Raw genomic sequence first — 22,818 nt, 5'->3', positions numbered from 1 at the left:
CTACTCTATTTTTTCTTTGTAATTTTTTATCAAACTATACCAATTAAATCGTTGACAAGATAAAATCAAAGGTATATACTGTAAATGTAGCTTTCTTGATGAAGAATCAGACTATACCAATTTTAAAAATTAAAGAATAACTAGAAAGCAGTAAGGTAACTTACTGATGGATTAAAATTATGTGTGGAATTGTTGGAGTTGTTGGAAACCGTAATGCAACAGATATCTTAATGCAGGGACTTGAGAAACTAGAATACCGTGGTTACGATTCAGCTGGAATCTTTGTAGCAAATGGCGATCGTTCAAGCTTGGTAAAATCTGTTGGCCGTATTGCAGATTTACGTGCCAAAATTGGAATTGATGTTGCAGGTAATACTGGAATTGGACATACACGTTGGGCGACTCATGGTCAAGCAACTGAGGAGAATGCTCATCCCCATACTTCAGCAACTGGTCGTTTTGTCTTAGTACATAATGGTGTTATTGAAAATTACCTTCAAATGAAGGATGAGTATTTATCTGGACATGACTTTAAAGGTCAAACTGATACTGAAATTGCTGTTCATTTAATTGGAAAATTTGTTGAAGAAGATGGCTTATCTGTTTTAGAAGCTTTTAAAAAAGCTTTGTCGATCATTGAGGGGTCATATGCGTTTGCACTTATTGACAAGGAAGATGCAGATACAATTTATGTCGCAAAAAACAAATCACCATTGTTAATTGGTCTTGGCCAAGGGTATAACATGGTTTGTTCAGATGCAATGGCTATGATTCGTGAAACAAGTGAATTTATGGAAATTCACGATAAAGAACTTGTTATTTTGACAAAAGATTCTGCAACTGTTACTGACTATGATGGTAATCAAATTGAACGTGGTTCATACACTGCAGAGTTAGACTTATCAGATATTGGTAAAGGAACTTATCCTTTCTACATGTTAAAAGAAATTGATGAGCAACCTACTGTAATGCGTAAGCTAATTTCGACTTATGCAGATGAAGAAGGACATATGGTTATTGATCCTGAAATTGTGAAATCTGTTCAAGAAGCTGACCGTATTTACATTCTTGCTGCTGGTACATCTTACAATGCCGGATTTGCTTCAAAATCTATGATTGAACAGTTGACTGACACACCAGTTGAAATGGGCGTTGCTTCTGAATGGGGCTATAATATGCCATTATTGAGTAAGAAACCAATGTTTATCTTACTTAGTCAATCTGGTGAAACAGCTGATAGCCGTCAAGTACTTGTTAAAGCAAACCAAATGGGTATTCCAAGTTTAACAGTAACTAACGTACCTGGTTCTACCTTATCTCGTGAAGCAACTTATACAATGTTGTTACATGCTGGGCCCGAAATCGCTGTTGCTTCAACTAAAGCTTATACTGCTCAAGTAGCTGCTCTTGCTTTCTTATCTAAAGCAGTCGGCGAAGCAAATGGTAAAAAAGAAGCTCTAGAATTTGATCTAGTTCATGAATTGTCACTTGTTGCGCAATCAATTGAGGCAACACTTTCTGAAAAAGATGTCATCGCTTCAAAAGTTGAAAAATTACTTGCAACAACACGTAATGCTTTCTACATTGGTCGTGGCAATGATTACTATGTTGCTATGGAAGCATCACTAAAATTAAAAGAAATTTCATATATTCAATGTGAAGGTTTTGCTGCTGGTGAATTAAAACACGGTACAATTTCTCTGATTGAAGATGGTACCCCTGTTATTGGTCTGATTTCATCTAGCGAAATTGTAGCTGCGCATACTAGAGGTAATATCCAAGAAGTTTCAGCTCGTGGCGCTAGCGTATTAACAGTAGTTGAAGAAGGGTTGGAACGTGCGGATGATGATATTATTGTCAACAAAGTTCACCCATACTTAGCTACAATTGGAATGGTAATCCCAACTCAATTAATTGCCTACTATGCATCGTTACAACGTGGTCTTGATGTTGATAAACCACGTAACCTTGCAAAAGCAGTTACCGTTGAGTAATAATTTTATTCCCAAAAGATATCTGTTTTCGCAGATATCTTTTTTGTGTCACAAAAAATGTGCCAAAGTTTGAGTTTTACTAACAATAGAGGCGTGATAAGATAAAAGTGTAAATAAATTAGGAGGCGTTCTGATGGAACAAAAAACTTCACTTAAGGTTAGAGTTCAAAAGCTAGGTACTGCTTTATCTAACATGGTTATGCCCAACATTGGTGCATTTATTGCATGGGGTGTCTTAACAGCCCTATTCATTCCAACAGGTTGGTTACCAAATAAAGAATTTGGATCTGCTGTTGGTCCGATGATTACTTATTTACTACCAATCTTAATTGGTTATACCGGTGGTTATGTTGTTCACGGACAACGTGGTGGTGTAGTTGGTGCAATTGCTACTTTTGGTGCTGTTGCAGGTTCTACAGTTCCAATGTTTATCGGTGCAATGGCTATGGGTCCTTTAGGTGGTTGGGCAATCAAAAAATTTGACCAAGCTTTCCAAGAAAAAATCCGTCCTGGATTTGAAATGCTAGTAAATAATTTCTCAGCTGGCTTAATTGGTTTTGCTTTGTTATTAGTGGCCTTTAAATTAGTTGGTCCATTTGTTGCAGTATTTACAACAGCAGTAGGTAACGGTGTTCAATCAATTATTGACATGAAGTTATTACCATTAGCAAATATCTTAATTGAGCCGGCTAAGATTTTATTCCTTAACAATGCACTTAACCACGGTATCTTTACACCGCTCGGTGCAGAACAAGTTGCTAAAACTGGCAAATCAATTCTTTTCTTACTTGAAGCAAACCCTGGTCCAGGTCTTGGTATCTTATTAGCTTACTTACTATTTGGTCGTGGCGCAGCTAAATCTTCTTCATGGGGTGCATTAATTATCCATTTCTTTGGTGGTATCCATGAAATCTACTTCCCATATGTCATGATGAAACCAGCTTTATTCTTAGCTGTAATCGGTGGTGGTGTTACAGGTACATTTACTAACCAATTGTTAGGTTCTGGTTTAGGTGCTCCTGCCTCACCTGGTTCTATCTTTGCTATTATCAGTATGGTTCCAAAAGCTGGTAACTATGCAGGAAACTTATTAGCAGTTTTGGCTGGTGTCTTCTCAGCAGCGGCTGTATCATTCTTAATTGCTTCTGTTATTCTTAAAGCTGATAAATCTGAGGATGATGAAAGTGCCTTAGCAGAAGCACAAGCGGCGACAAAAGCTGCTAAAGCTGAATCAAAAGGCCAAGCAATTGACGGTGGCGCTTCAGAAGAATTTGCAAGTGATGATATCCAACAAATTATCTTCGCATGTGACGCTGGTATGGGTAGCTCAGCAATGGGTGCTTCAATCCTCCGTGACAAAGTTAAAAAAGCTGGTCTTACTATTCCAGTTACGAATAAAGCAATCTCAAACTTAACTGATGTAACTAATACATTAATTGTGACGCAACAAGAATTAGCACCACGTGCAGCTCAAAAAACACCACGTGCAGCTCATGTGTCGGTTGATAACTTTTTAGCAACTCCAAAATATGATGAAATTGTAGCAAAACTTGCAAAAAAGCCTGAAGCTGGTCTTGTAACTCCAAATCAAGATTCAGCATCTGAAGAATCTATTGATTTGAACTATATTGATGAAGTAGTATTTGCTTATGGAGAAGCAAAAGGGTCTGCAACAATGGGACAAGCTACATTAGCTGAAATTTTCAAAATGAGAAAAGTTGATATTCCAGTATCAAAAGTAGAAAATGCTCAACTTGATCGTTTCAATGCAAAAAACATTTTAGTCGTATCAAACATTGCTAATCAATCAGAAGCACAAAAATATGCGCCAAATGCTCAAATTCTTGTAGTAGACAGTTTGGTTACTACACCAGAATATGACAAAATGGTTGATAGAATGCATAAATAAGATTAAATATGGTGTATAATTAAAATATGCTATTAACAAAACGTGAAGAACAATTATTGAAAGCTTTCCTGAATTATGGGAAGCTTTCAATTGATAATATAGGCGATATTTTAAAGGTTTCAAAACGTACTGTTTACCGTGTACTGAATGATTTGACAATCTCTTTAAATACACTGAATATCGGAATTGTCAAAGAGGATCAAAAATATTTTTTAACAGGTCAACTTGATCGATTGTCTGAATTTTCTAGTCAAGAAAATTTTACAAAGACTGAGCGATTAAATGTGATTACGTATTTATTATTGATTCAATCAAATGAGGTAACAAATGAGTACTTACAAGAGAAACTTGGTGTCAGCAATGTTACGATCATTCAAGATATTAGCGATATTGAAAAAAGATTATCTGATTTTGGTTTGTCCTTGAAAAGACAAAAGGGCTATGCCTTAGATGATCCAGCCCATAAAAAACGCCAATTATTAGCTATACTTTTAGCTAATAATCTAAATTTGTCAGATTATTGGCATTTAGAGACTCAATATTTGGATTTTATTAGTAAAAAAAGGCTCAGTTTAGCGAAAAAAATTTTTCAATCCTATCAGTCTGAGTTACCAGAAATGGATGCCAAGCTAATCCAATTCTTTATTATCTTGCTAGCATTAAGTAATTGGACAAGGGTAACAGTTGATAAGCAACAAATAAGTAAGGTAGCCTTGGATGTTTCCAAAAAGGTTTTTGCAAAACTGTCTTTAGAAACCCAAGAATTATATGCTATTCAAGAAATTTTATATTTTGCAAATATGCTAGATAATCTTATTTTGAAAAGGCAAGAAACACCTCTTTTTCAAGAAAATTTTGATAGTGTATTCTACTATAATGTTTCCAATTTTATTGATAAAGTTGCTTTGTATACTAAGATTAATTTTACTAAAGATCAGATACTGTTTAAGTTTTTATTTAATCATATTCGCTTAAATTTGGCAGTGCCGACACTCTTTACAGATAAAAATATTGCAGATTTAGCACAAAAGGCTCTTGTACATAATGAGTATTTACATCGGGTAATTAGTTTGTTAGTGATGGATATTTTTCCTGCTTATCTGCAAACAGAGACTGAGTTGGAATTACTAACATTGCATTTTGCTTCAAGTTTGAGAAGAAGTCCTCAAATTTATCCTGTGAGAATTTTATTATTGACAGATGAGCGTCCACTAGCAACAGAATTATTAGTGTCACGATTGAAAAATATTGCCCCGTTTATTGAATTGATTCATACCAAGGAAACAAAAGAATTAGAAGAAAGAGACTTTGATGTTTATGACGCTATTTTGTCGACCAAGTTACTAACTGATGATCGCATCCGACTTGTTTCTACTTTCCCAAATCCAACTGAAATTCTTGAAATTGAGCAATTTTTACAGGATATTCAACTCAATCGGGATGTTAAGTTGGGAGATAGCAAAGCGATAAGTCATCAGAATCATTTTGAAAAGTATTACAAGGCTAGTCAGCAAATTCTTAGAGATTTCTCTTTGCAACACATGTCAAATACTAACCAGTTTAACCAAACCATTAATCAGATCATTAATGAATTAGACTGTGTCACAAATAAAACATATCTATCCAACAAACTGATTAGACGTTTTCACGAAAGTCCAATGGCTATACCAGAAACAAATTTAGCCTTGATTCATACACAATCAAGTAAGATGACAAAATCCCTCTTTAAAATTGTTGAATTAGAGCACCCCGTGATTGCGACGTCTATGAATGGACAAGATGAGCTTGTAACACGTGTTCTTGTCATGTTAACCTGTTTGGATGAGGTGGATGAAGTAAGAGAGCTAATGACTGCTATCAGTCAATCAATAATTGAAAATCATCTCTACACTGAGATTTATAAAAAAGCAAATGAAGATATCATCTATCAATTGCTCAATCAGATTTTTACTGAGAAAATGAAAAAATTGGAGAATTAAGATGGAATTTCAACCAGAACTTATTAAATTAAACATGTCATTTAAAGACAAGGAAGAAGCAATCCGTTATTGTGGTCAATTGCTATTTGAAAATGGCTACGTTGAAAAAGATTATATCCAGGCGATGATTGATCGTAACAATGAATTATCAGTCTTTATGGGTAATTTTATTGCTATTCCACATGGAACAGATGCGGCAAAGGAAAAAGTCATTAAATCTGGTCTGACAGTAGTTCAAGTGCCAGACGGCGTGAATTTTGGAACACAAGAAGCTCCTAGAACAGCAACGGTCCTATTTGGAATTGCAGGTATTGGTGATGAGCATTTGCAATTAATTCAAAAAATTTCTATTTTCTGTGCAGATATTGACAATGTCGTTCGCTTAGCAGATGCAAAATCAGAAAGCCAAATTATTGCCTTACTTAACTCAGTTGACTAATTTTTAATTTACTCTTACAAGCTTTCTAAAGGAGAAAAAGAATGAAAAAAGCAGTACACTTCGGAGCAGGAAATATTGGACGTGGTTTTATCGGAGAAATTTTAGCGGCCAATGATTTTGCGATTCAATTCGTTGATGTCAATGAAGCAATAATCAATGCTCTAAATGACCACCATACTTATGAAATTGAAATAGCAGAAGATGGCAAACGCCATATTAAAGTAGATAATGTATCAGGGATTAACAATCGACTTAACCCTGAAGAGGTTGTAGAAGCAGTCGCACAAGCTGATATTATTACAACAGCAATTGGTCCCAATATTTTACCTTTTATTGCTGAATTGATTGCCAAAGGCATCCAAAAACGTCAAGAAAATGCTAGTAATACTCCAATTGATGTCTTGGCTTGTGAAAATATGATTGGTGGGTCACAATTTTTACTAGAAGAAGTGAAAAAATATTTGTCAGAAGAAAATGAAACTTATTTAGAAGAATTTGTTGGTTTTCCCAATGCTGCTGTTGATAGAATTGTTCCGGCTCAAACGCATGATGACCCTTTGTTTGTAGTTGTTGAACCATTTAATGAGTGGGTGGTGGAAACTAGTCGAATGAAGAACAAAGATCTTCGTTTAGAGGGTGTTCACTACGAAGATGATTTGGAACCATTTATTGAACGCAAATTATTCTCAGTAAATTCAGGACATGCTACCTCAGCCTATACTGGTGCACGTGCCGGTGCAAAAACCATTTTAGATGCCTTACAAGTTCCCGAAGTAAAAGAACAATTAGAAGCAGTATTAGCAGAAATTCGTTCATTACTTGTTGCCAAGTGGGATTTTGACCTCGCTGAACTTGAAGCCTATCACAATGTCATTATTAGTCGTTTTGAAAATCCATACATAGTTGACGATATTGTTCGTGTAGCAAGAACTCCGATTAGAAAACTTGGTTATGATGAACGTTTCATTCGTCCAATTCGTGAATTAAAAGAGCGCGGCTTGTCTTATTCTAATCTCCTTAAGACAGTTGCATATGTATTTAAATACAATGATCAAAATGATGAACAGAGTGTTCAACTTCAAATCATGCTTTCTGAAAATGACCTTCCAAAAGTTGTTGCTGATGTAACATCTCTTGAAGATCAAGATTTAATTAAGAAAATTGTTGCAAGTATTGAAGCAATCTAAACGTAAAACCTAGCCCTGTCTAGGTTTTTTCATTTTGTGAACGCATTCATCTTGTAAAATTTCAAAATCTACTGTAAACTATTAGAAATCTACTAAAAAAGGGGAAAAATATGTCACTACCAAATTGTTTACAATGTCAATCAGAATATGTCTACGAAGATGGATTATTATTAATCTGTCCAATGTGTGGTTTTGAATGGACTCCAGGACAAGAAGAAGTTGAAGAAGGATTAAAAGTTCTTGATAGTAATGGCAGTCTCTTGCAAGATGGAGATACTGTAACTATTGTTAAAGATTTAAAAGTAAAAGGTGCACCAAAAGACTTAAAACAAGGGACTCGTGTTAAAAATATTCGTCTAGTTGAGGGTGATCATAATATTGACTGCAAAATTGATGGTTTTGGACCAATGAAACTTAAATCAGAATTTGTGAAAAAATTATAAATAAAAATAATTATTTTCATACCAATGATGAATTATTATTCAAATTTCAACCTAAAATTCTGAAAATTTGATATAATGAGAACATCTATTCATTTAGGAGCATCTATGTCATATATTTTACAAGTTTTACCCAGTTTACTAGATGGGGCAATGGTTACTCTGCAAGTATTCTTTATAGTCATTATCCTTTCAATACCCTTAGGAGCTGTTTTAGCTTTTTTAATGAAGGTTAATTTTAAACCTTTACAGTGGCTTTTGACACTTTATGTTTGGGTTATGCGTGGAACACCTCTGCTTCTACAATTGATTTTCTTTTATTATGTCTTACCAAATGTTGGGATTACTTTTGATCGAATGCCAGCAGCTATCTTGGCTTTTACCATGAACTATGCTGCTTACTTCGCTGAAATCTTTAGAGGAGGTATAGAAGCGATACCTAATGGACAATATGAAGCTGCAAAAGTGTTAAAGTTAACACAATTACAAACGATTCGCTATATTATTTTGCCACAGGTATTTAAAATTGTACTCCCAAGTGTTTTTAATGAAGTTATTAATTTGGTGAAAGATTCATCATTGGTTTATGTATTGGGTGTTGGTGATTTGCTGTTAGCTAGTAAAACGGCAGCAAATAGAGATGCCACATTAGCTCCCATGTTTATCGCAGGTTTGATTTATCTTCTTCTAATTGGAATTGTCACTGTCATTTCACGTCGTATTGAAAAACGTTTTAACTACTATAAGTAAGGAGACCATATGTTAGAATTAAAAAATATTTCAAAGCAATTTGGTCATAAAAAGATTTTTGACCAATTTAACTTGACTGTATCAGATGGGGAAGTATTATCCCTAGTTGGTCCTTCTGGTGGTGGTAAAACGACATTATTACGAATGCTAGCAGGGCTAGAATCAATTGATTCAGGTGAAATTATTTATAATAATGAATTGGTTCCAATAAATCACTTGGAAAATCGTAATTTATTGGGCTTTGTCTTTCAAGATTTTCAGCTCTTCCCACATTTGACAGTCTTAGATAATTTGATTTTGTCTCCGACTATTACAATGGGACTAAAGAAGGCTGATGCTAAGAAAAAAGCTGAGGAATTGTTAATTCGTTTGGGACTTAAAGACCATATTTTGGTGTATCCCCATTCTCTCTCTGGTGGACAGAAACAAAGGGTCGCCCTTGCCAGAGCAATGATGATTGATCCTCAAATAATTGGCTACGATGAGCCAACAAGTGCACTTGATCCGGAATTGCGTCAAGAAGTAGAAAAATTAATTCTTCAAAATCGTGAAATGGGCATTACACAAATTGTGGTGACGCATGACATGCAGTTTGCTGAAACCATTTCAGATCGGATCATAAAAGTTAATGCGAAATAAGGAGTAGACCTATGACAATTAAAAAGGTAGTATTAACTATTATGACAAGCCTTATGGCTATTCTTCTCGTTGCTTGTGGAAGTAAATCAAATGCGACAAAAAGTGATGCCTGGGAAGCTTATAAAAAGAATAAGACGATTACAGTTGGTTTTGATAATACCTTTGTTCCAATGGGGTATAAAGATAAATCTGGTAAAAATACTGGTTTTGATATTGAATTGGCTAAAGCCGTATTTGATCAATATGGTATTAAAGTTAAATTCCAACCAATCAATTGGGATTTGAAAGAAACTGAACTTAAAAATGGTAAGATTGATATGATCTGGAATGGTTATTCCATTACAAAAGAACGTCAAGCCAAAGTGGCCTTTTCGAATCCGTATATGAAGAATGAACAAATTTTAGTAACCAAAAAATCAGCTAATATCACTTCTTTTTCAGGAATGAAAGGAAAAGTTCTAGGTGCTCAGTCTGGTTCTTCAGGTTATGACGCCTTTACAGCCAATCCTAAGGTCCTAAAAGACATTGTTAAGGATAAAGATGCAACTCAATATGAGACCTTTACACAGGCCTTTATAGACCTTAAAAACGATCGCATTGATGGTTTGCTAATTGATAAAGTTTATGCTAATTACTACTTAAAACAAGAAGATGAGTTAGCAAACTATAATATTGTTGCAAGTGAGTATAGCGGCGAGAACTTTGCCGTTGGTGTTCGCAAAGACGATAAAATGTTAGTGAAGAAAATCAACCAAGCATTCACAAAGCTTCATAAAGAAGGAAAGTTCCAGGACATTTCAAATAAATGGTTTGGTGAAGATGTCGCCACTAAAGATATAAAATAAGATTATTAACATATCATCATTCAAAGTCTAACATAGGCTTTGAATTTTTTTGTTATAATTTAATATTTCAAGTCCATGGTCCTCTCAAGATGAAATAACTTTTTGAAAAAAGTCAAAAAAATTCATTTGATTAAAAAATATGACTAAAAAATAGCCTGATTAGGCTTATAATTATTCTGAAAATAACAAAAATCAATTTTTTATAGAAATGCAATAAAATTTAATGAAATTAAATCAAAAAGTAAAACACCTATTTGTAACATTATGATAACATTATGATTGTTGACTGAGACTAAAATAAGGTGTATGATGACCTTGTAAGCGCATATTAAAAAATATAAGATTTGGTAAGAGGAGAATAGATGACTACAAAAAAAATATTTTATCTAACCACAATTATTGCAGGTTTTAGTGTATTGTCAATGCAAGGAGCTGTTACTTATGCCGATGAAATCGGCCAACCACCTGTCAGTTCGGTTGCTTCAACTGGTGATAGTGTTCCGGAATTACATGCGCAGTTGAATCAAGATGCAAATCAACTTAACCAATTAAAGGAAGCTGTCTCTGGAACTGAAATGGAAGCATCTGTTAATAAGGCTATTAATTCAGTTGACCAGTTGCAAACTGCACTTCGCGCAAATCCTGAAACAATTTATGATTTAAATAGTATTGGTGCTCGTGTTGAAGGATTAAGTGATGTTATTCAAGCTATTGTTTTTTCAACGACGCAATTAACTAATAAAGTTAGCAAAGCACATGTAGATATGGGATTTGCCATTACTAAGCTTGTCATTAGAATTGCTGATCCATTTGCATCAGTAGAAGCAATAAAAGCTCAAACTCAAGCTATTGCCCAGTTAGAACAAGCTGTTTTAGCTTATCCTGATTTACAAGCTACGGATAGAGCAACCATCTATACAAAATCAAAATTAGATAAAGCAATTTGGAATACACGTTTCACAAGAGATAAGCAGGTTTTACCAGTCAAAAGTTTTGGAGTATATAATACCTTGAATAAAGCGATAACACACGCCGTTGGGGTTCAATTAAATCCATCGACAACTGTTGAACAAGTTGATCAAGAAGTAAAAGCTTTAGAGTTAGCTTTATCTATTGCTTTGCAATCATAAGCAACATACAATTGACATACTAAAAGGTCCCCTTTCAGACATAGTGATTGACTCACTTGAAAGGGAACCTTTTTTATTGTCGAACTGACACATTACTAAGCTTAGTCTATTAATAGAGACGTTTAATGTGATATTTTTTGGCATGAAGTGGACTGACGTGATCTGATGATATTTGATGGAAAATCAAAAACCAAACTTCATGTCGTCGCCAGATACTTGTATGGTGGCAACCATCAAGGGTATAGGTAACCAATTTTGTTTTTTGACTGATCGACATCATTTTGAAATTGTCAAAGTTACTTGGAAGGTAGTCTTCTTTTTCTAAAAATTCAAGTCGATTGTAGGTTTGACCATCTTTATCGATGAGAGTAAAATCTTCGCTAATATAGTTTTGGTAATCAGGTACTTTTGATAAGATGATTTTTTCATTCCGATAGATTTTCTTTTGGATATTTTCAAACACTTCATCGTCTGGAATTACTGAAGGTTCTACATGAATATCAATATCATAGATATGGTATTTCTCACTTAATAGTCTTTCAACTTTCTCAGTAATAGCGTGGCTCTCAAAAACGGATAAATCAGGGTTCATTTCAAGTACGATATCTAAATAGACATTACTTCCATATGTTCGTCCTCTGAGTGCTTTAACATCGCTAATTTTTGGAATGGTTAATATGGCATTCTTATATAGTTTAAGATGTTTATTATCAAAACCATCAGATAAACTAAATGCACTTTGTAAGAAAATATCATAGGCTGTTTTTAGGATAAAAAATGTAATAATGATAGCAGCGATTCTATCAATAATTGTTAAATTTAGTGATGCAGCGATAATGGCTATTGATGTTCCAAAGGATGTGACAGCATCTGATAAATTATCTTTTGAGGCAGCTACCAAAGCACTAGATTTTACTTTTTTTGATAATTGTCTATTATACATGTAAACCAAAAACATTAAGGCTGCCGAAACAATGCCAACGATAGCTCCTAAAGGATCAATTGGTGTGCTATTGCCATTAATGATGTTTTGCGCAGTTTGGATTAAAACTTGAAAACCAACAATGAACATGATAAAAGAAGTCACTAGACTTGACAGATCTTCAATTTTCCAATGGCCGAAGCGGTGGTTAGAATCTGCAGGTTGGCTAGCCAGATGTAGGCCAATTAATAAGGCTATGTTACTAATGATGTCAGAAACGTTATTAAAACCATCAGCAATTAGGGAATTCGAGTTGATTTTATATCCAAAAATGAGTTTTGCTAAACTGAGAATTAGATAAACAATGATACTTAAGATTGGACCTCTTTTTGCCAGTTTAAGGTCTGCAATGGGATTTCTTGTCATTTAAGCTCCTTTTTCTAATTAACCAATTATATCATATTTCCTTTCATTTCTATGAGCAGAAGCCGTTCGAGCTTTGAGGGATATGTCGGGGAAATGAGACTTATTTTTTTGACGACGGAAGTAGTCTTTTGTTTCAAAAATAATGACTGGTGATAATGCTAGTAAAGCAATCAAATTTGGAAGTACCATTAAGCCATTGACAATATCAGCAATAATCCAAATTAACTCTATTTTTAGAAATCCACCCAAGGCAACCATTGAGGCGAACAAAAGTCGAAACGTACTTAAATAGCTAGCGCCAAAGAGGAACTCAAAACAACGTTCTCCATAATAACTCCAACCAAGGATGGTAGTAAAAGAAAACAAGACAAGAGAAAGTGTTAAGGTGATGTTTCCAACCTCACCATAAACAGATGAGAAGGCAGATTGGGTTAAAGGCGCACCTTCAAGGTTACTTGTCCACTGACCAGTTACAAGTATTGATAGACCTGTTAAGGAACAAATAATGATGGTATCAATAAAGGTTCCTGTCATAGAAATGAGACCTTGTTCAACAGGTTCATTAGTTTTGGCAGCAGCTGCTGCAATTGGTGCTGAACCTAGTCCAGATTCATTTGAAAAGACTCCTCGAGCAATCCCTTTTTGAATAGCATCTTTGACTAAGCTACCTGCAAAGCCTCCGATGGCGGCTGTAGGTGTTAGTGCAGACTTTAGAACGAGTAAGATGACAGGGAAAATCTGCTGATAATTCATAATAATAACAGCTAGACTGGCTAGGATATATACACTTGCCATAATAGGAACAACTTTTTCGGCTACTCTAGAAATGGTTTGAATACCCCCGAAAATAATAATAGCAACAATAACCGACATCACAAGACTTACAAGTTTGTTTGATAGTCCAAAACTATGATTTAAGGCTGATGTAATAGAATTTACTTGAGTAAATGTACCGATACCAAATAAGGCGACTAAAATTCCTGAACCTGCAAATAAACTGGCGAGGGGTTTCCAATTGCTACCCATCCCATTTACAATATAGTACATTGGTCCACCTGAAATATCACCATTTGAGTCCTTTGTCCGGTATTTTATCGCCAAAACACCCTCGGCATATTTAGTTGCCATACCAAAAAAGGCTGCAATCCACATCCAAAATAAAGCACCTGGCCCTCCAGACTTTATTGCAGTGGCAACACCAACAATATTTCCCGTTCCAACTGTTGCTGCTAATGCAGTTGCTAATGCAGCAAAAGATGAGATATCACCTTGCCCTTTATTTTCGGAAAAAATTAATTTAAATGCCATAGGTAGTTTAGTAATCTGTAGTAACCCTAATCGTAGGGTTAAATAGATACCTGTTCCTACTAGTAAAACGAGCAGTGGTGGTCCCCAGACCAAATCATCAATAAATTTAACAAATGCTAACAAACTATCTCCTTTTTTACCAATCAATTCAATGTATGAAAAAAATTCAATGTATGAAAAAAGTCATCCTAAGGATGACTTCTGAAATGTAAAGTAGATAAAAATATGCCAAAAAAGTCTCGACTCTTTTGGTCTCTATTATTATCTTCTGTCCTTTTGCCTGAGAGATTGAGCGAATTGCCTTGCCCCTTCGGCGCCTATTTAGGTCTCTCCAGAAGTCCGTCCATCACACAGTCCCGTTCAAAAAATGAACACCTGAGAGTATAACTCCTTCGGCGAAATAAATTTCTTCTCCTGCACAATATCAATCGGTTGTTTAATTTTAATACATCTTACAGGAAAAAAGATCTATTGTCAATAGTGGTAATAAAATCAGTCGTAATCTAAAAATAAAGTGAAGGTAATCTAGTCTTAGTTAGAATTTATTTCAAACAGATTGCCGTTAGTGATTAGAATTGCTTTTTTGTTTTTTGATATAATCATGGTATAATTTTAAAGTTAATAAAAAGTATGTATCTACTGACAAGGAGTAATAATGAATCCTTTATTAAATGGAATGAATGATAAACAAGCAGAAGCAGTTCAAACAACTCAAGGACCCTTGCTTATTATGGCAGGGGCTGGTTCTGGTAAAACAAGAGTTTTAACCCATCGAATTGCTTATTTAATTGATGAAAAGTGTGTGAATCCCTGGAATATTCTAGCTATTACTTTTACAAATAAGGCTGCGCGTGAAATGAGAGAGAGAGCTTTGGCGCTAAATCCAGCAACTGCGGATACGTTAATTGCTACCTTCCACTCAATGTGTGTCAGAATTTTACGTCGTGAAGCGGATCATATTGGTTACAATCGTAATTTTACCATTGTTGATCCTGGTGAACAGAGAACTCTGATGAAACGTATCCTTAAGTCACTTAATTTGGATCCTAAAAAATGGAGTGAGCGATCAATTCTAGGAACGATTTCAAATGCTAAAAATGATTTGTTAGATGAAAAGAGTTATGAAGCGCAAGCATCTGATATGTACAGTCAGATTGTAGCTCGTTGTTACAAAGCTTATCAGGAAGAGTTACGTCGTAGTGAGGCAATGGACTTTGATGACCTGATTATGATGACTCTCAGATTATTTGATACCAATAAAGACGTTTTGGCATATTATCAGCAACGTTATCAGTATATTCATGTTGATGAATATCAAGATACAAACCATGCACAGTACCAACTGGTTAAATTATTAGCTTCACGCTTTAAAAATATTTGTGTTGTTGGAGATGCCGACCAATCTATCTATGGTTGGCGTGGTGCTGATATGCAAAACATTTTGGACTTTGAAAAAGATTATCCATCAGCTAAGGTCGTATTATTAGAAGAGAATTATAGGTCTACCAAAACCATTCTTCAAGCTGCTAATGATGTCATCAAAAACAATCAAAATAGACGTGATAAAAAGTTATGGACTCAAAATGATGATGGTGAGCAAATTGTCTATTACCGAGCAAATGATGAACGCGATGAAGCTGTTTTCATCGCCTCAACAATTTCTGATATGTGCCAAGGCAATGATAAAAACTTTAAGGATTTTGCTGTCTTATATCGCACAAATGCACAATCTCGTACAATTGAAGAAGCTTTCCTAAAATCAAATATCCCTTATACTATGGTTGGTGGGACAAAATTCTATAGTAGAAAAGAAATTCGAGATGTTATTTCTTATCTCAATATTGTTGCCAATCCTTCTGATAATATTTCTTTTGAAAGAATTGTCAATGAGCCAAAACGTGGTGTAGGACCAGGAACAATGGATAAATTACGTCTATTTGCTTATGAAAATCAGATGTCGTTAATGGATGCTTCGTCAAACTTGCTAATGTCTCCACTTAAAGGAAAAGCTGCGCAGGCAATAATGGACTTGGCGAATTTATTGTTAGATTTTAGATTACAATTAGATACCTTATCTATCACAGAACTAACAGAAGAACTGTTAGATAAAACAGGCTATCTTGAAGCTCTGCGTATTCAAAATACACTTGAGAGTCAAGCCCGAATTGAGAATATTGAAGAGTTTCTATCTGTCACTAAAAACTTTGATGAGAATAAACAAGATGTTGATCCTGATGAGAATGGTCTTGACCGACTTGGTCGATTCTTAAATGATTTGGCTTTGATAGCAGATACTGACGATGGTGAAACAGATGTTGCTGAGGTCACATTGATGACCCTTCACGCTGCTAAGGGGCTTGAATTTCCAGTTGTTTTCTTGATTGGGATGGAAGAAGGGGTCTTTCCTTTGTCACGAGCTTCTGAAGATCCATCAGAATTAGAGGAGGAAAGACGGTTAGCATATGTCGGGATTACTCGTGCGGAACAAGTCCTATTTTTAACGAATGCTAATACAAGAACACTTTTTGGTAAGACGAACTATAACAGACCGACTAGGTTTTTACGAGAAATTTCTGATCAGTTAATAGCATACCAAGGTTTGGCACGGCCAGCAAACTCCTCTTTTGGTGTTCGATTTAGTAAAGAAAGTAAGAGTGAGTTCGGACAGGGAATGAGTTTATCTCAGGCAATACAGGCACGTAAAAGCAAAGCGCAAATCCAAACAAGAGTCACTTCACTAAGTGGTGGTCACTTACCATTTGGAACCTCTCAAGCTCAACCTGAAGCAACTGAATGGCAAATTGGTGATATTGCTCAACATAAAAAGTGGGGTGAAGGTACGGTATTAGAGGTATCCGGAAGTGGTACAACCATGGAATTAAAAATCAAATTTCCAGAAGTTGGTTTAAAAAAATTACTAGCAAGTGTTGCACCTATCACGAAAAAATAATAGAAACAACTTGTTAAAACCCTTTAAAAGTAGGGGTTTAGCAAGTTATTTTTTTATTCTCAAAAAAAATAGAAAAAACGATGCTTATTTCTTGCAATATAAAATTAGTGTTGTATAATAACAATATAAGTTAAAAAATGAATGGTCACTTCTAAAAACGTTATAATAAAAGTATTTATATAAAATTTTATTATAATTTTTATTTATAAGAACACTATTTTTATAATTTATGTTGTCACTTTAGATGGCTAAAGTTTATTAGGGTTATAACCCAAAGAAAAGGAGATGTCATTATGGCTTTATTATGGACATTAATCGTCGGCGGTTTGATTGGTTTAATCGCAGGAGCACTTACCAAAGGTGGCTCAATGGGATGGATTGCTAACATCGTAGCAGGACTAGTTGGTGCATGGATTGGTCAAGCTTTACTCGGTGCATGGGGACCATCACTCGCAGGTATGGCATTGATTCCTTCAATAATAGGTGCAGTAATTGTAGTTATTGTTGTATCATTCTTACTTGGTAAATCACGTTAATATTTAATATATTGTAATTTTTTACTATGATTTGACATAGTAATAGAAAAAAGGAGAAATTATTATGGCTTTATTATGGACATTAATCGTCGGTGGTTTGATTGGTTTAATCGCAGGAGCATTGACTAAACATGGTGGTTCAATGGGATGGATTGCTAACATTGTAGCAGGTTTAGTTGGTGCATGGGTAGGTCAATCTCTACTTGGTGCATGGGGACCATCACTTGCTGGTATGGCATTGATTCCTTCAATTATCGGAGCAGTAATTGTTGTACTTGTTACCTCATTTATCTTAAGAAAAATGAACTAGTCTTTTCTTCTTGAAAATTAGTTTAGTCGTATAGTAGAAAAGAGGTAAGTATGGCAAAATCGTTAAAAGTATTTTACACATTATTAGGTCTGATTCTATTATCCGTTTTCTTACTGGTAATTGGTCTCACGCAAGGTTATCTAGGTATGTCTCACAGTTATGACTGGATGGGATTTGATTTAGATCGTCTACCAGACTTTTTAACACCAGGACTTCAGTACGTTTTCTTCTGGACTTCTGTTACCTTAGCTATTTTAACAATTATTGGGATTTTAGCAGTTATTTTCTACCCTAGAACCTATACTGAAATAAAACTTGATAAAGCTAATGGCAGTTTATTATTAAAAAAATCTGCTATTGAAGCATATGTTAAAACGGCCTTAAAAGAAACTGGTTTGATGTTGAATCCAAATGTCACAGCTACACTTTATAAAAGAAAATTTGATATTGATGTAGCAGGGCGACTAGATTCTCGTATTGGAGTTTCAGAGCAAGTAAGTGGTATTAAAGAAGGAATTGAAACTGGGTTTAACGAGTTCTTCGGATTAAATAAACCGGTAAATTTCCAAGTTCGTGTTAAAGATATTGCTGATTCTGAGATGATATTTGGTAAGAAGAATCGAGTAGAATAGGAGAGGTTAATATGGTATTTTTTGAAAAATATAAATATCCCATTATTGGCGGTATATTAGGGCTTGTATTAGCCATATTGCTGATGACTTTTGGTTTCTTTAAAACTTTAATTGCAATTATTTTTATTGCATTAGGAGTATATGGTGGTTTGTTTGTGAAACGAACAGGTATTTTGGACAATTATATTAATCGTCGCTAATCATGTAATCGTCATTGTTAAATTTGAGATATAACACAAAGGAGAAATATTATGACTGAAACTTATATTAAAAATACTCAATCTGTAACAACTGATCTCACTTCTGTACGTGGTGAACTAACTTATGAAGATAAGGTTATTGAAAAAATCGTTGGCTTGGCAATTGAAAAAGTAGATGGGCTCTTAGCTGTTACTGGTGGTCTTTTGTCAAATATCAAAGGTAAATTGGTTAATACAGATAATGTTCGAGATGGTGTCAACGTTGAAGTTGGTAAAAAACAGGTAGCTGTTGATCTTGATATTATTGCTGAATATCAAAAACATGTTCCAACAATTTTCAACGATATAAAGGAAGTTGTTGAAACAGAAGTTAAGAAAATGACAGATTTAGATGTTGTTGAATGTAATGTTAATGTTGTGGATATAAAAACACGTGCTCAACATGAACAAGATAAAGTGACATTACAAGATAAAATGGCTGAAGCTGCGCAATCAACAAGTCAATTTACAAAAAAACAAGTTAATAATGTCAAAGAAGGTGCTGAAAATATGCAAAGTGAGCCTCGCGTAAAATAAGAAAGTTCAAGATGAAGGAGAAAGCTTATGTCAGATGAAAAAATCGATGCTAAATTACATCAAATTAGCGGTAAAGTAAAGGAAACTTTAGGTAAGGTATCCGGTGATAAGTCACTTGAGACAGAAGGAAAGGTAGAACATACTTCTGGTAAAGTTGAGGAGTTTACGACTGACGTAAAAGATTCAATTGAGGGACTTTCTAAGGGGTTAAAAGATAATAAATAAGGAGAACTTTATGACTGATATTAATTCAACTTTCAATCAAAATTCCTCTGAAAAGACAATGTCAAATGCGACAAAATCAACTATAAAAAATAAAATTACGTATGATGATAAAGTCATTGAAAAAATAGTTGGTCATGCTTTAGATGACATTGATGGACTATTAGCTGCTCAAGGTGGATTCTTCTCTAATATTAAAAACAATATGATTAATTCTAATTCAGTTACTGACGGTGTCAGTGTTGAAGTTGGAAGCGAAGAAGTAGCGGTTGATTTAGATGTTATCGTTGAGTACGGAAAAGATATTCCGAAAATCGCTGAAAATATCAAGACAATCGTTGCAGAAAATGTTGATCAAATGACACACTTAAAAGTTATTGAAGTCAATGTTAATGTTGTTGATATTCGTACCAAGGAAGAACAAGAAAAAGCAGAGATAACTGTTCAAGACAGAGTGACGAGTGCTGCTTACTCGACATCAGAATTTGTCAGTTCCCAAACTGAAAAAATAAAAAATAGTTCATCTAGCGCAAACAAAGGCGATGGATTAGTTAACTAGTTTTTCAGAGAACTCACTGTTTTTAAAAAGAAAAAGCTGGTTATTGTGCCAGCTTTTTCTACAAGTTTAAAACAACCTTAAAAAGTTGTATTGAAAAAATAGGGGAAGTATGAAATAATAGGAATGTTTTAGTTAGTTTAAAGGAGCAATATTATGGCAAAGGGGAACACGAGCGAAATTACAAGCTCAAAATATCAACAAATTGCTATTTCAGTGGCCGAAAGAATTGCCAGTGGCGAATATGAAGTTGGAGACAAGTTAAAGTCAAGAACGACAATTGCCTCGACTTTTAATGTGTCACCAGAAACTGCCAGAAAAGGGCTCAATATTTTAGCAGATTTAAAAATTTTGACCTTAAAACATGGTAGTGGAGCAATTGTATTATCAAAAGAAAAGGCAATGGCCTTTATTAATCAGTATGAATCAACGCATTCTATAGCTGTCATAAAAGAAAATATCAGAAATAACATCCATCAGCAGAAGCAAGCAATGGATGATTTAGGTATTCTTGTCAATGACTTTTTAATGCAAAGTCAGTCTATCAGCAAGCAATACCCACTAGCCCCATATGAAATTATCTGCAGTCAAGATTCTGATCATTTTGGCAAATCAATTGGTGTCTTAAATTTATGGCATCAAACAGGTGCTACGGTTGTCGCAATTGAACATGAAGGGCAATTTGTTATTTCACCAGGTCCCTATGCTGTTATTGAAAAGGGGGACCACATTTACTTTGTGGGTGATGAATCGGTATTATCACGAATGAAGAATTACTTTAATTTAAGAATGGGCTTATAGTCCTCGTTCAATAGATGTCTCTAAATCAAACGTATCATTTTCAATAGATTACTTTCTAAGATAAAATTGAAGTATAAAGTGTGCTATCTATTTAGTTTTGGACTTTCAAAGGAGGAAAGATATGACAACTTTTATTGAAAAACCGGTAACACTTGTTGGGAAACAGTTTCAAGTTGGTGAAGTCGCTCCTGATTTCACACTTATCACGCCCGATTTAGTAAAAAAATCTTTGTCAGATTTTAATGGAAAAAAAGTTATTAGTGTAGTTCCATCAATCGATACAAGTGTCTGTTCAATTCAGACCCGTACCTTTAATGAAGAATTGACCAAGTCAGATGACACCTATGTTTTAACAATCTCAGTAGACCTACCATTTGCACAAGGACGTTTTTGCGCAGCAGAAGGACTAGATAAGGTTATCATGTTATCTGATTACTATGATCATTCATTTGGTAAGGCCTACGGCTTATTAATGAAAGAATGGAATCTACTAGCTAGAGCTGTTCTTGTTTTGGATCAAGACAATAAAATTGTTTATACTCAATACTTAGAAAACGTTAATAATGAACCTGATTATATCTCAGCAATTACAGCTTTGAAAGCTATCAGATAAATGAAAAGCACCCAATTTGAACTGCGCTTCAAAAGTTAGACAAGAAAATCTAACTTTTGATATGCAGTACATTTCTAAGGTGCTTTTTTTTAAGGCATCTTAATAGTCGTTAAAATATAGTTGGTAATTTGTTTTGGGTCCTCTTGACAACCATTACTTACCCAAAGTGAAATAATGGCGATGATAGTTGAAATATAGACTTCTAAACCATAATCAAAAGGCATTTGATAGGATTCGCTGATCATTATTTGGTAGCCATCAATACTAATCAAAACACTGTAAATAAAATCTGATAGAGTCTTTCTGAAATCAAGATGACTAGACCTTGATAAGGCAGTCACTAATAAAAGATGATGCTTAAATTCCTGAAGTGTCTTTTCTAAGATACGGGTTGTATCCGTGTAAATCGTCTTATGATCTAAAATAGAAAACAATCGATTGAACAAATCTGTTTTTAATTGATCTAATAAATCATACTTATCCTGATAATGAAGATAAAAAGTGCCCCTATTGAGGTTGGCTTTTTTTGTTAATTCAGAAATACTAATAGCCTCTAGATCTTTTTCTTGCATGAGCTGAATAAAGGCTTCAACAATAGATTCTTTTGAATGTGTTTGACGAATGCTCATTTTTCTCCTTAAATCAACAGATCCATTTAATCTGTACTTGAATATGCTTTAGCATCATTATATAATAGACTTAAAATTAAATCAACAGACTGTTGATATAAGGAGACTATTATATGGCATATATAGAGGTAAAGAACTGCTCAAAATATTATCAGATAGGTGAGAATCAAGTAACAGCAAATGATAAGGTTACTTTTGAAATTGAGAAAGGTGAATTAGTTGTTATATTAGGTGCATCAGGAGCTGGAAAATCAACAGTATTAAACATTCTAGGAGGAATGGACACGAGTGACCGAGGACAAGTTATTGTTGATCATCAGATTATTTCTGACTATAGTCGTCAGCAATTAACAGCATATAGACGTAATGATATTGGTTTTGTCTTTCAGTTTTACAATTTAGTGCCCAATTTAACGGCTAAAGAGAATGTTGAACTAGCAGTAGAGATTGTAAATGATGCCCTTGATCCTGAGACAGTTTTATCAGAGGTTGGATTGTCGCATCGCTTAGATCATTTTCCAAGTCAATTGTCTGGTGGTGAACAGCAAAGAGTTTCCATTGCCAGAGCATTAGCAAAAAAGCCTAAAATACTTCTTTGCGATGAGCCTACGGGAGCATTAGACTACAAAACAGGAAAGCAAATTCTAAACTTACTAAAGGAAATGGCAGTAAAAAAGAAAACAACTGTTGTTATTGTCACTCACAATTCGGCTCTTGCCCCAATGGCTGACCGAGTCATTCATTTGCAAGATGCTAAAGTAACAACTGTCAGTATTAATGATAATCCAATTCCAATCGATCAGATAGAATACTAAAGAGGAAGAT

23 protein-coding genes, 1 pseudogene and 1 riboswitch are annotated in these 22,818 nt (G+C 34.6%); of the genes and pseudogenes, 21 read left to right on the top strand and 3 right to left on the bottom strand.

The window, feature by feature from the left end; translation table 11 throughout:
* The first annotated feature begins 179 nt into the window (after positions 1-179).
* The 10 genes from glmS to ACVRZD_RS00895 all read left to right on the top strand — a co-directional run bounded on the left by glmS (position 180) and on the right by ACVRZD_RS00895 (position 11,312).
* Positions 180-1,994, top strand: coding sequence for a glutamine--fructose-6-phosphate transaminase (isomerizing) (gene glmS, locus ACVRZD_RS00940; RefSeq protein WP_037624678.1), 1,815 nt, complete (start codon positions 180-182; stop codon positions 1,992-1,994).
* Positions 1,995-2,127: 133 nt separating this feature from the next.
* Positions 2,128-3,903: a PTS mannitol transporter subunit IIBC gene (locus ACVRZD_RS00935; RefSeq protein WP_037624677.1), complete on the top strand. Its 1,776-nt coding sequence runs from the start codon at positions 2,128-2,130 to the stop codon at positions 3,901-3,903.
* 26 nt (positions 3,904-3,929) lie between these two features.
* Positions 3,930-5,882 carry a BglG family transcription antiterminator gene (locus tag ACVRZD_RS00930; RefSeq protein ID WP_447450176.1) on the top strand — a complete coding sequence of 651 codons (1,953 nt, stop codon included), beginning with the start codon at positions 3,930-3,932 and terminating at the stop codon, positions 5,880-5,882.
* 1 nt (position 5,883) lies between these two features.
* Positions 5,884-6,321, top strand: a complete 438-nt coding sequence (locus ACVRZD_RS00925) for a PTS mannitol transporter subunit IIA (RefSeq protein ID WP_037624676.1) — start codon at positions 5,884-5,886, stop codon at positions 6,319-6,321.
* Between the two features lie 41 nt (positions 6,322-6,362).
* Entirely contained in the window at positions 6,363-7,508 is a 1,146-nt protein-coding gene (locus ACVRZD_RS00920) for a mannitol-1-phosphate 5-dehydrogenase (RefSeq protein ID WP_037624675.1), read from the top strand.
* 110 nt (positions 7,509-7,618) lie between these two features.
* Entirely contained in the window at positions 7,619-7,951 is a 333-nt protein-coding gene (locus tag ACVRZD_RS00915; protein WP_037624673.1) for a zinc ribbon domain-containing protein YjdM, read from the top strand.
* Between the two features lie 105 nt (positions 7,952-8,056).
* Positions 8,057-8,698: an amino acid ABC transporter permease gene (locus ACVRZD_RS00910; RefSeq protein WP_037624670.1), complete on the top strand. Its 642-nt coding sequence runs from the start codon at positions 8,057-8,059 to the stop codon at positions 8,696-8,698.
* A gap of 9 nt (positions 8,699-8,707) precedes the next feature.
* Complete coding sequence (locus ACVRZD_RS00905) at positions 8,708-9,337, top strand: amino acid ABC transporter ATP-binding protein (protein WP_037624668.1); 630 nt, start codon at positions 8,708-8,710, stop codon at positions 9,335-9,337.
* 11 nt (positions 9,338-9,348) lie between these two features.
* The gene (locus tag ACVRZD_RS00900; RefSeq protein WP_037624667.1) at positions 9,349-10,182 is read left to right on the top strand and encodes an amino acid ABC transporter substrate-binding protein; all 834 of its coding nucleotides are present in this window, start codon (positions 9,349-9,351) and stop codon (positions 10,180-10,182) included.
* Positions 10,183-10,544: 362 nt separating this feature from the next.
* Positions 10,545-11,312: a CAMP factor family pore-forming toxin gene (locus tag ACVRZD_RS00895; protein ID WP_037624665.1), complete on the top strand. Its 768-nt coding sequence runs from the start codon at positions 10,545-10,547 to the stop codon at positions 11,310-11,312.
* A 109-nt stretch (positions 11,313-11,421) separates the two neighbouring features.
* Here ACVRZD_RS00895 and ACVRZD_RS00890 read toward each other — a convergent pair whose 3' ends face one another.
* On the bottom strand, positions 11,422-12,660 hold the full coding sequence (locus tag ACVRZD_RS00890) for a cation diffusion facilitator family transporter (protein ID WP_037624663.1): 1,239 nt from the start codon (positions 12,658-12,660) through the stop codon (positions 11,422-11,424).
* Positions 12,661-12,768: 108 nt separating this feature from the next.
* Positions 12,769-14,091 (bottom strand): annotated as a pseudogene (locus ACVRZD_RS00885) (alanine/glycine:cation symporter family protein); the annotation flags it as partial.
* 135 nt (positions 14,092-14,226) lie between these two features.
* Positions 14,227-14,313, bottom strand: a riboswitch (glycine riboswitch).
* Between the two features lie 310 nt (positions 14,314-14,623).
* Here ACVRZD_RS00885 and pcrA point away from each other — a divergent pair.
* The 10 genes from pcrA to tpx all read left to right on the top strand — a co-directional run bounded on the left by pcrA (position 14,624) and on the right by tpx (position 21,364).
* Positions 14,624-16,918, top strand: coding sequence for a DNA helicase PcrA (gene pcrA / locus ACVRZD_RS00880; protein WP_037624661.1), 2,295 nt, complete (start codon positions 14,624-14,626; stop codon positions 16,916-16,918).
* 293 nt (positions 16,919-17,211) lie between these two features.
* Positions 17,212-17,454: a GlsB/YeaQ/YmgE family stress response membrane protein gene (locus tag ACVRZD_RS00875; RefSeq protein WP_037624659.1), complete on the top strand. Its 243-nt coding sequence runs from the start codon at positions 17,212-17,214 to the stop codon at positions 17,452-17,454.
* A 64-nt stretch (positions 17,455-17,518) separates the two neighbouring features.
* Positions 17,519-17,764, top strand: coding sequence for a GlsB/YeaQ/YmgE family stress response membrane protein (locus ACVRZD_RS00870; RefSeq protein WP_037624657.1), 246 nt, complete (start codon positions 17,519-17,521; stop codon positions 17,762-17,764).
* 50 nt (positions 17,765-17,814) lie between these two features.
* Complete coding sequence (amaP, locus tag ACVRZD_RS00865) at positions 17,815-18,396, top strand: alkaline shock response membrane anchor protein AmaP (protein ID WP_037624655.1); 582 nt, start codon at positions 17,815-17,817, stop codon at positions 18,394-18,396.
* A gap of 11 nt (positions 18,397-18,407) precedes the next feature.
* Positions 18,408-18,596, top strand: coding sequence for a DUF2273 domain-containing protein (locus tag ACVRZD_RS00860; RefSeq protein ID WP_447450175.1), 189 nt, complete (start codon positions 18,408-18,410; stop codon positions 18,594-18,596).
* 51 nt (positions 18,597-18,647) lie between these two features.
* Positions 18,648-19,172, top strand: coding sequence for an Asp23/Gls24 family envelope stress response protein (locus tag ACVRZD_RS00855; protein ID WP_037624653.1), 525 nt, complete (start codon positions 18,648-18,650; stop codon positions 19,170-19,172).
* Between the two features lie 27 nt (positions 19,173-19,199).
* A complete protein-coding gene (locus ACVRZD_RS00850; RefSeq protein WP_037624651.1) occupies positions 19,200-19,397 on the top strand; it encodes a CsbD family protein in 198 nt (65 codons plus the stop codon).
* 58 nt (positions 19,398-19,455) lie between these two features.
* Positions 19,456-19,953, top strand: a complete 498-nt coding sequence (locus tag ACVRZD_RS00845; protein ID WP_037624711.1) for an Asp23/Gls24 family envelope stress response protein — start codon at positions 19,456-19,458, stop codon at positions 19,951-19,953.
* Positions 19,954-20,106: 153 nt separating this feature from the next.
* Positions 20,107-20,751: a GntR family transcriptional regulator gene (locus ACVRZD_RS00840; protein WP_037624649.1), complete on the top strand. Its 645-nt coding sequence runs from the start codon at positions 20,107-20,109 to the stop codon at positions 20,749-20,751.
* A gap of 121 nt (positions 20,752-20,872) precedes the next feature.
* The gene (tpx, locus tag ACVRZD_RS00835) at positions 20,873-21,364 is read left to right on the top strand and encodes a thiol peroxidase (RefSeq protein ID WP_037624647.1); all 492 of its coding nucleotides are present in this window, start codon (positions 20,873-20,875) and stop codon (positions 21,362-21,364) included.
* 89 nt (positions 21,365-21,453) lie between these two features.
* Here tpx and ACVRZD_RS00830 read toward each other — a convergent pair whose 3' ends face one another.
* Positions 21,454-21,993, bottom strand: a complete 540-nt coding sequence (locus ACVRZD_RS00830) for a TetR/AcrR family transcriptional regulator (protein WP_037624645.1) — start codon at positions 21,991-21,993, stop codon at positions 21,454-21,456.
* A 113-nt stretch (positions 21,994-22,106) separates the two neighbouring features.
* On the opposite strand from ACVRZD_RS00830, the gene ACVRZD_RS00825 reads away from it, so the two are divergent.
* Positions 22,107-22,808 carry an ABC transporter ATP-binding protein gene (locus ACVRZD_RS00825; RefSeq protein WP_447450174.1) on the top strand — a complete coding sequence of 234 codons (702 nt, stop codon included), beginning with the start codon at positions 22,107-22,109 and terminating at the stop codon, positions 22,806-22,808.
* Positions 22,809-22,818: the final 10 nt, after the last annotated feature.

It is taken from the genome of Streptococcus hongkongensis, from assembly GCF_053206145.1.
The sequence above is the reverse complement of the archived record's forward strand: the minus strand, read 5'-3'. Positions and strand labels throughout refer to the sequence as shown.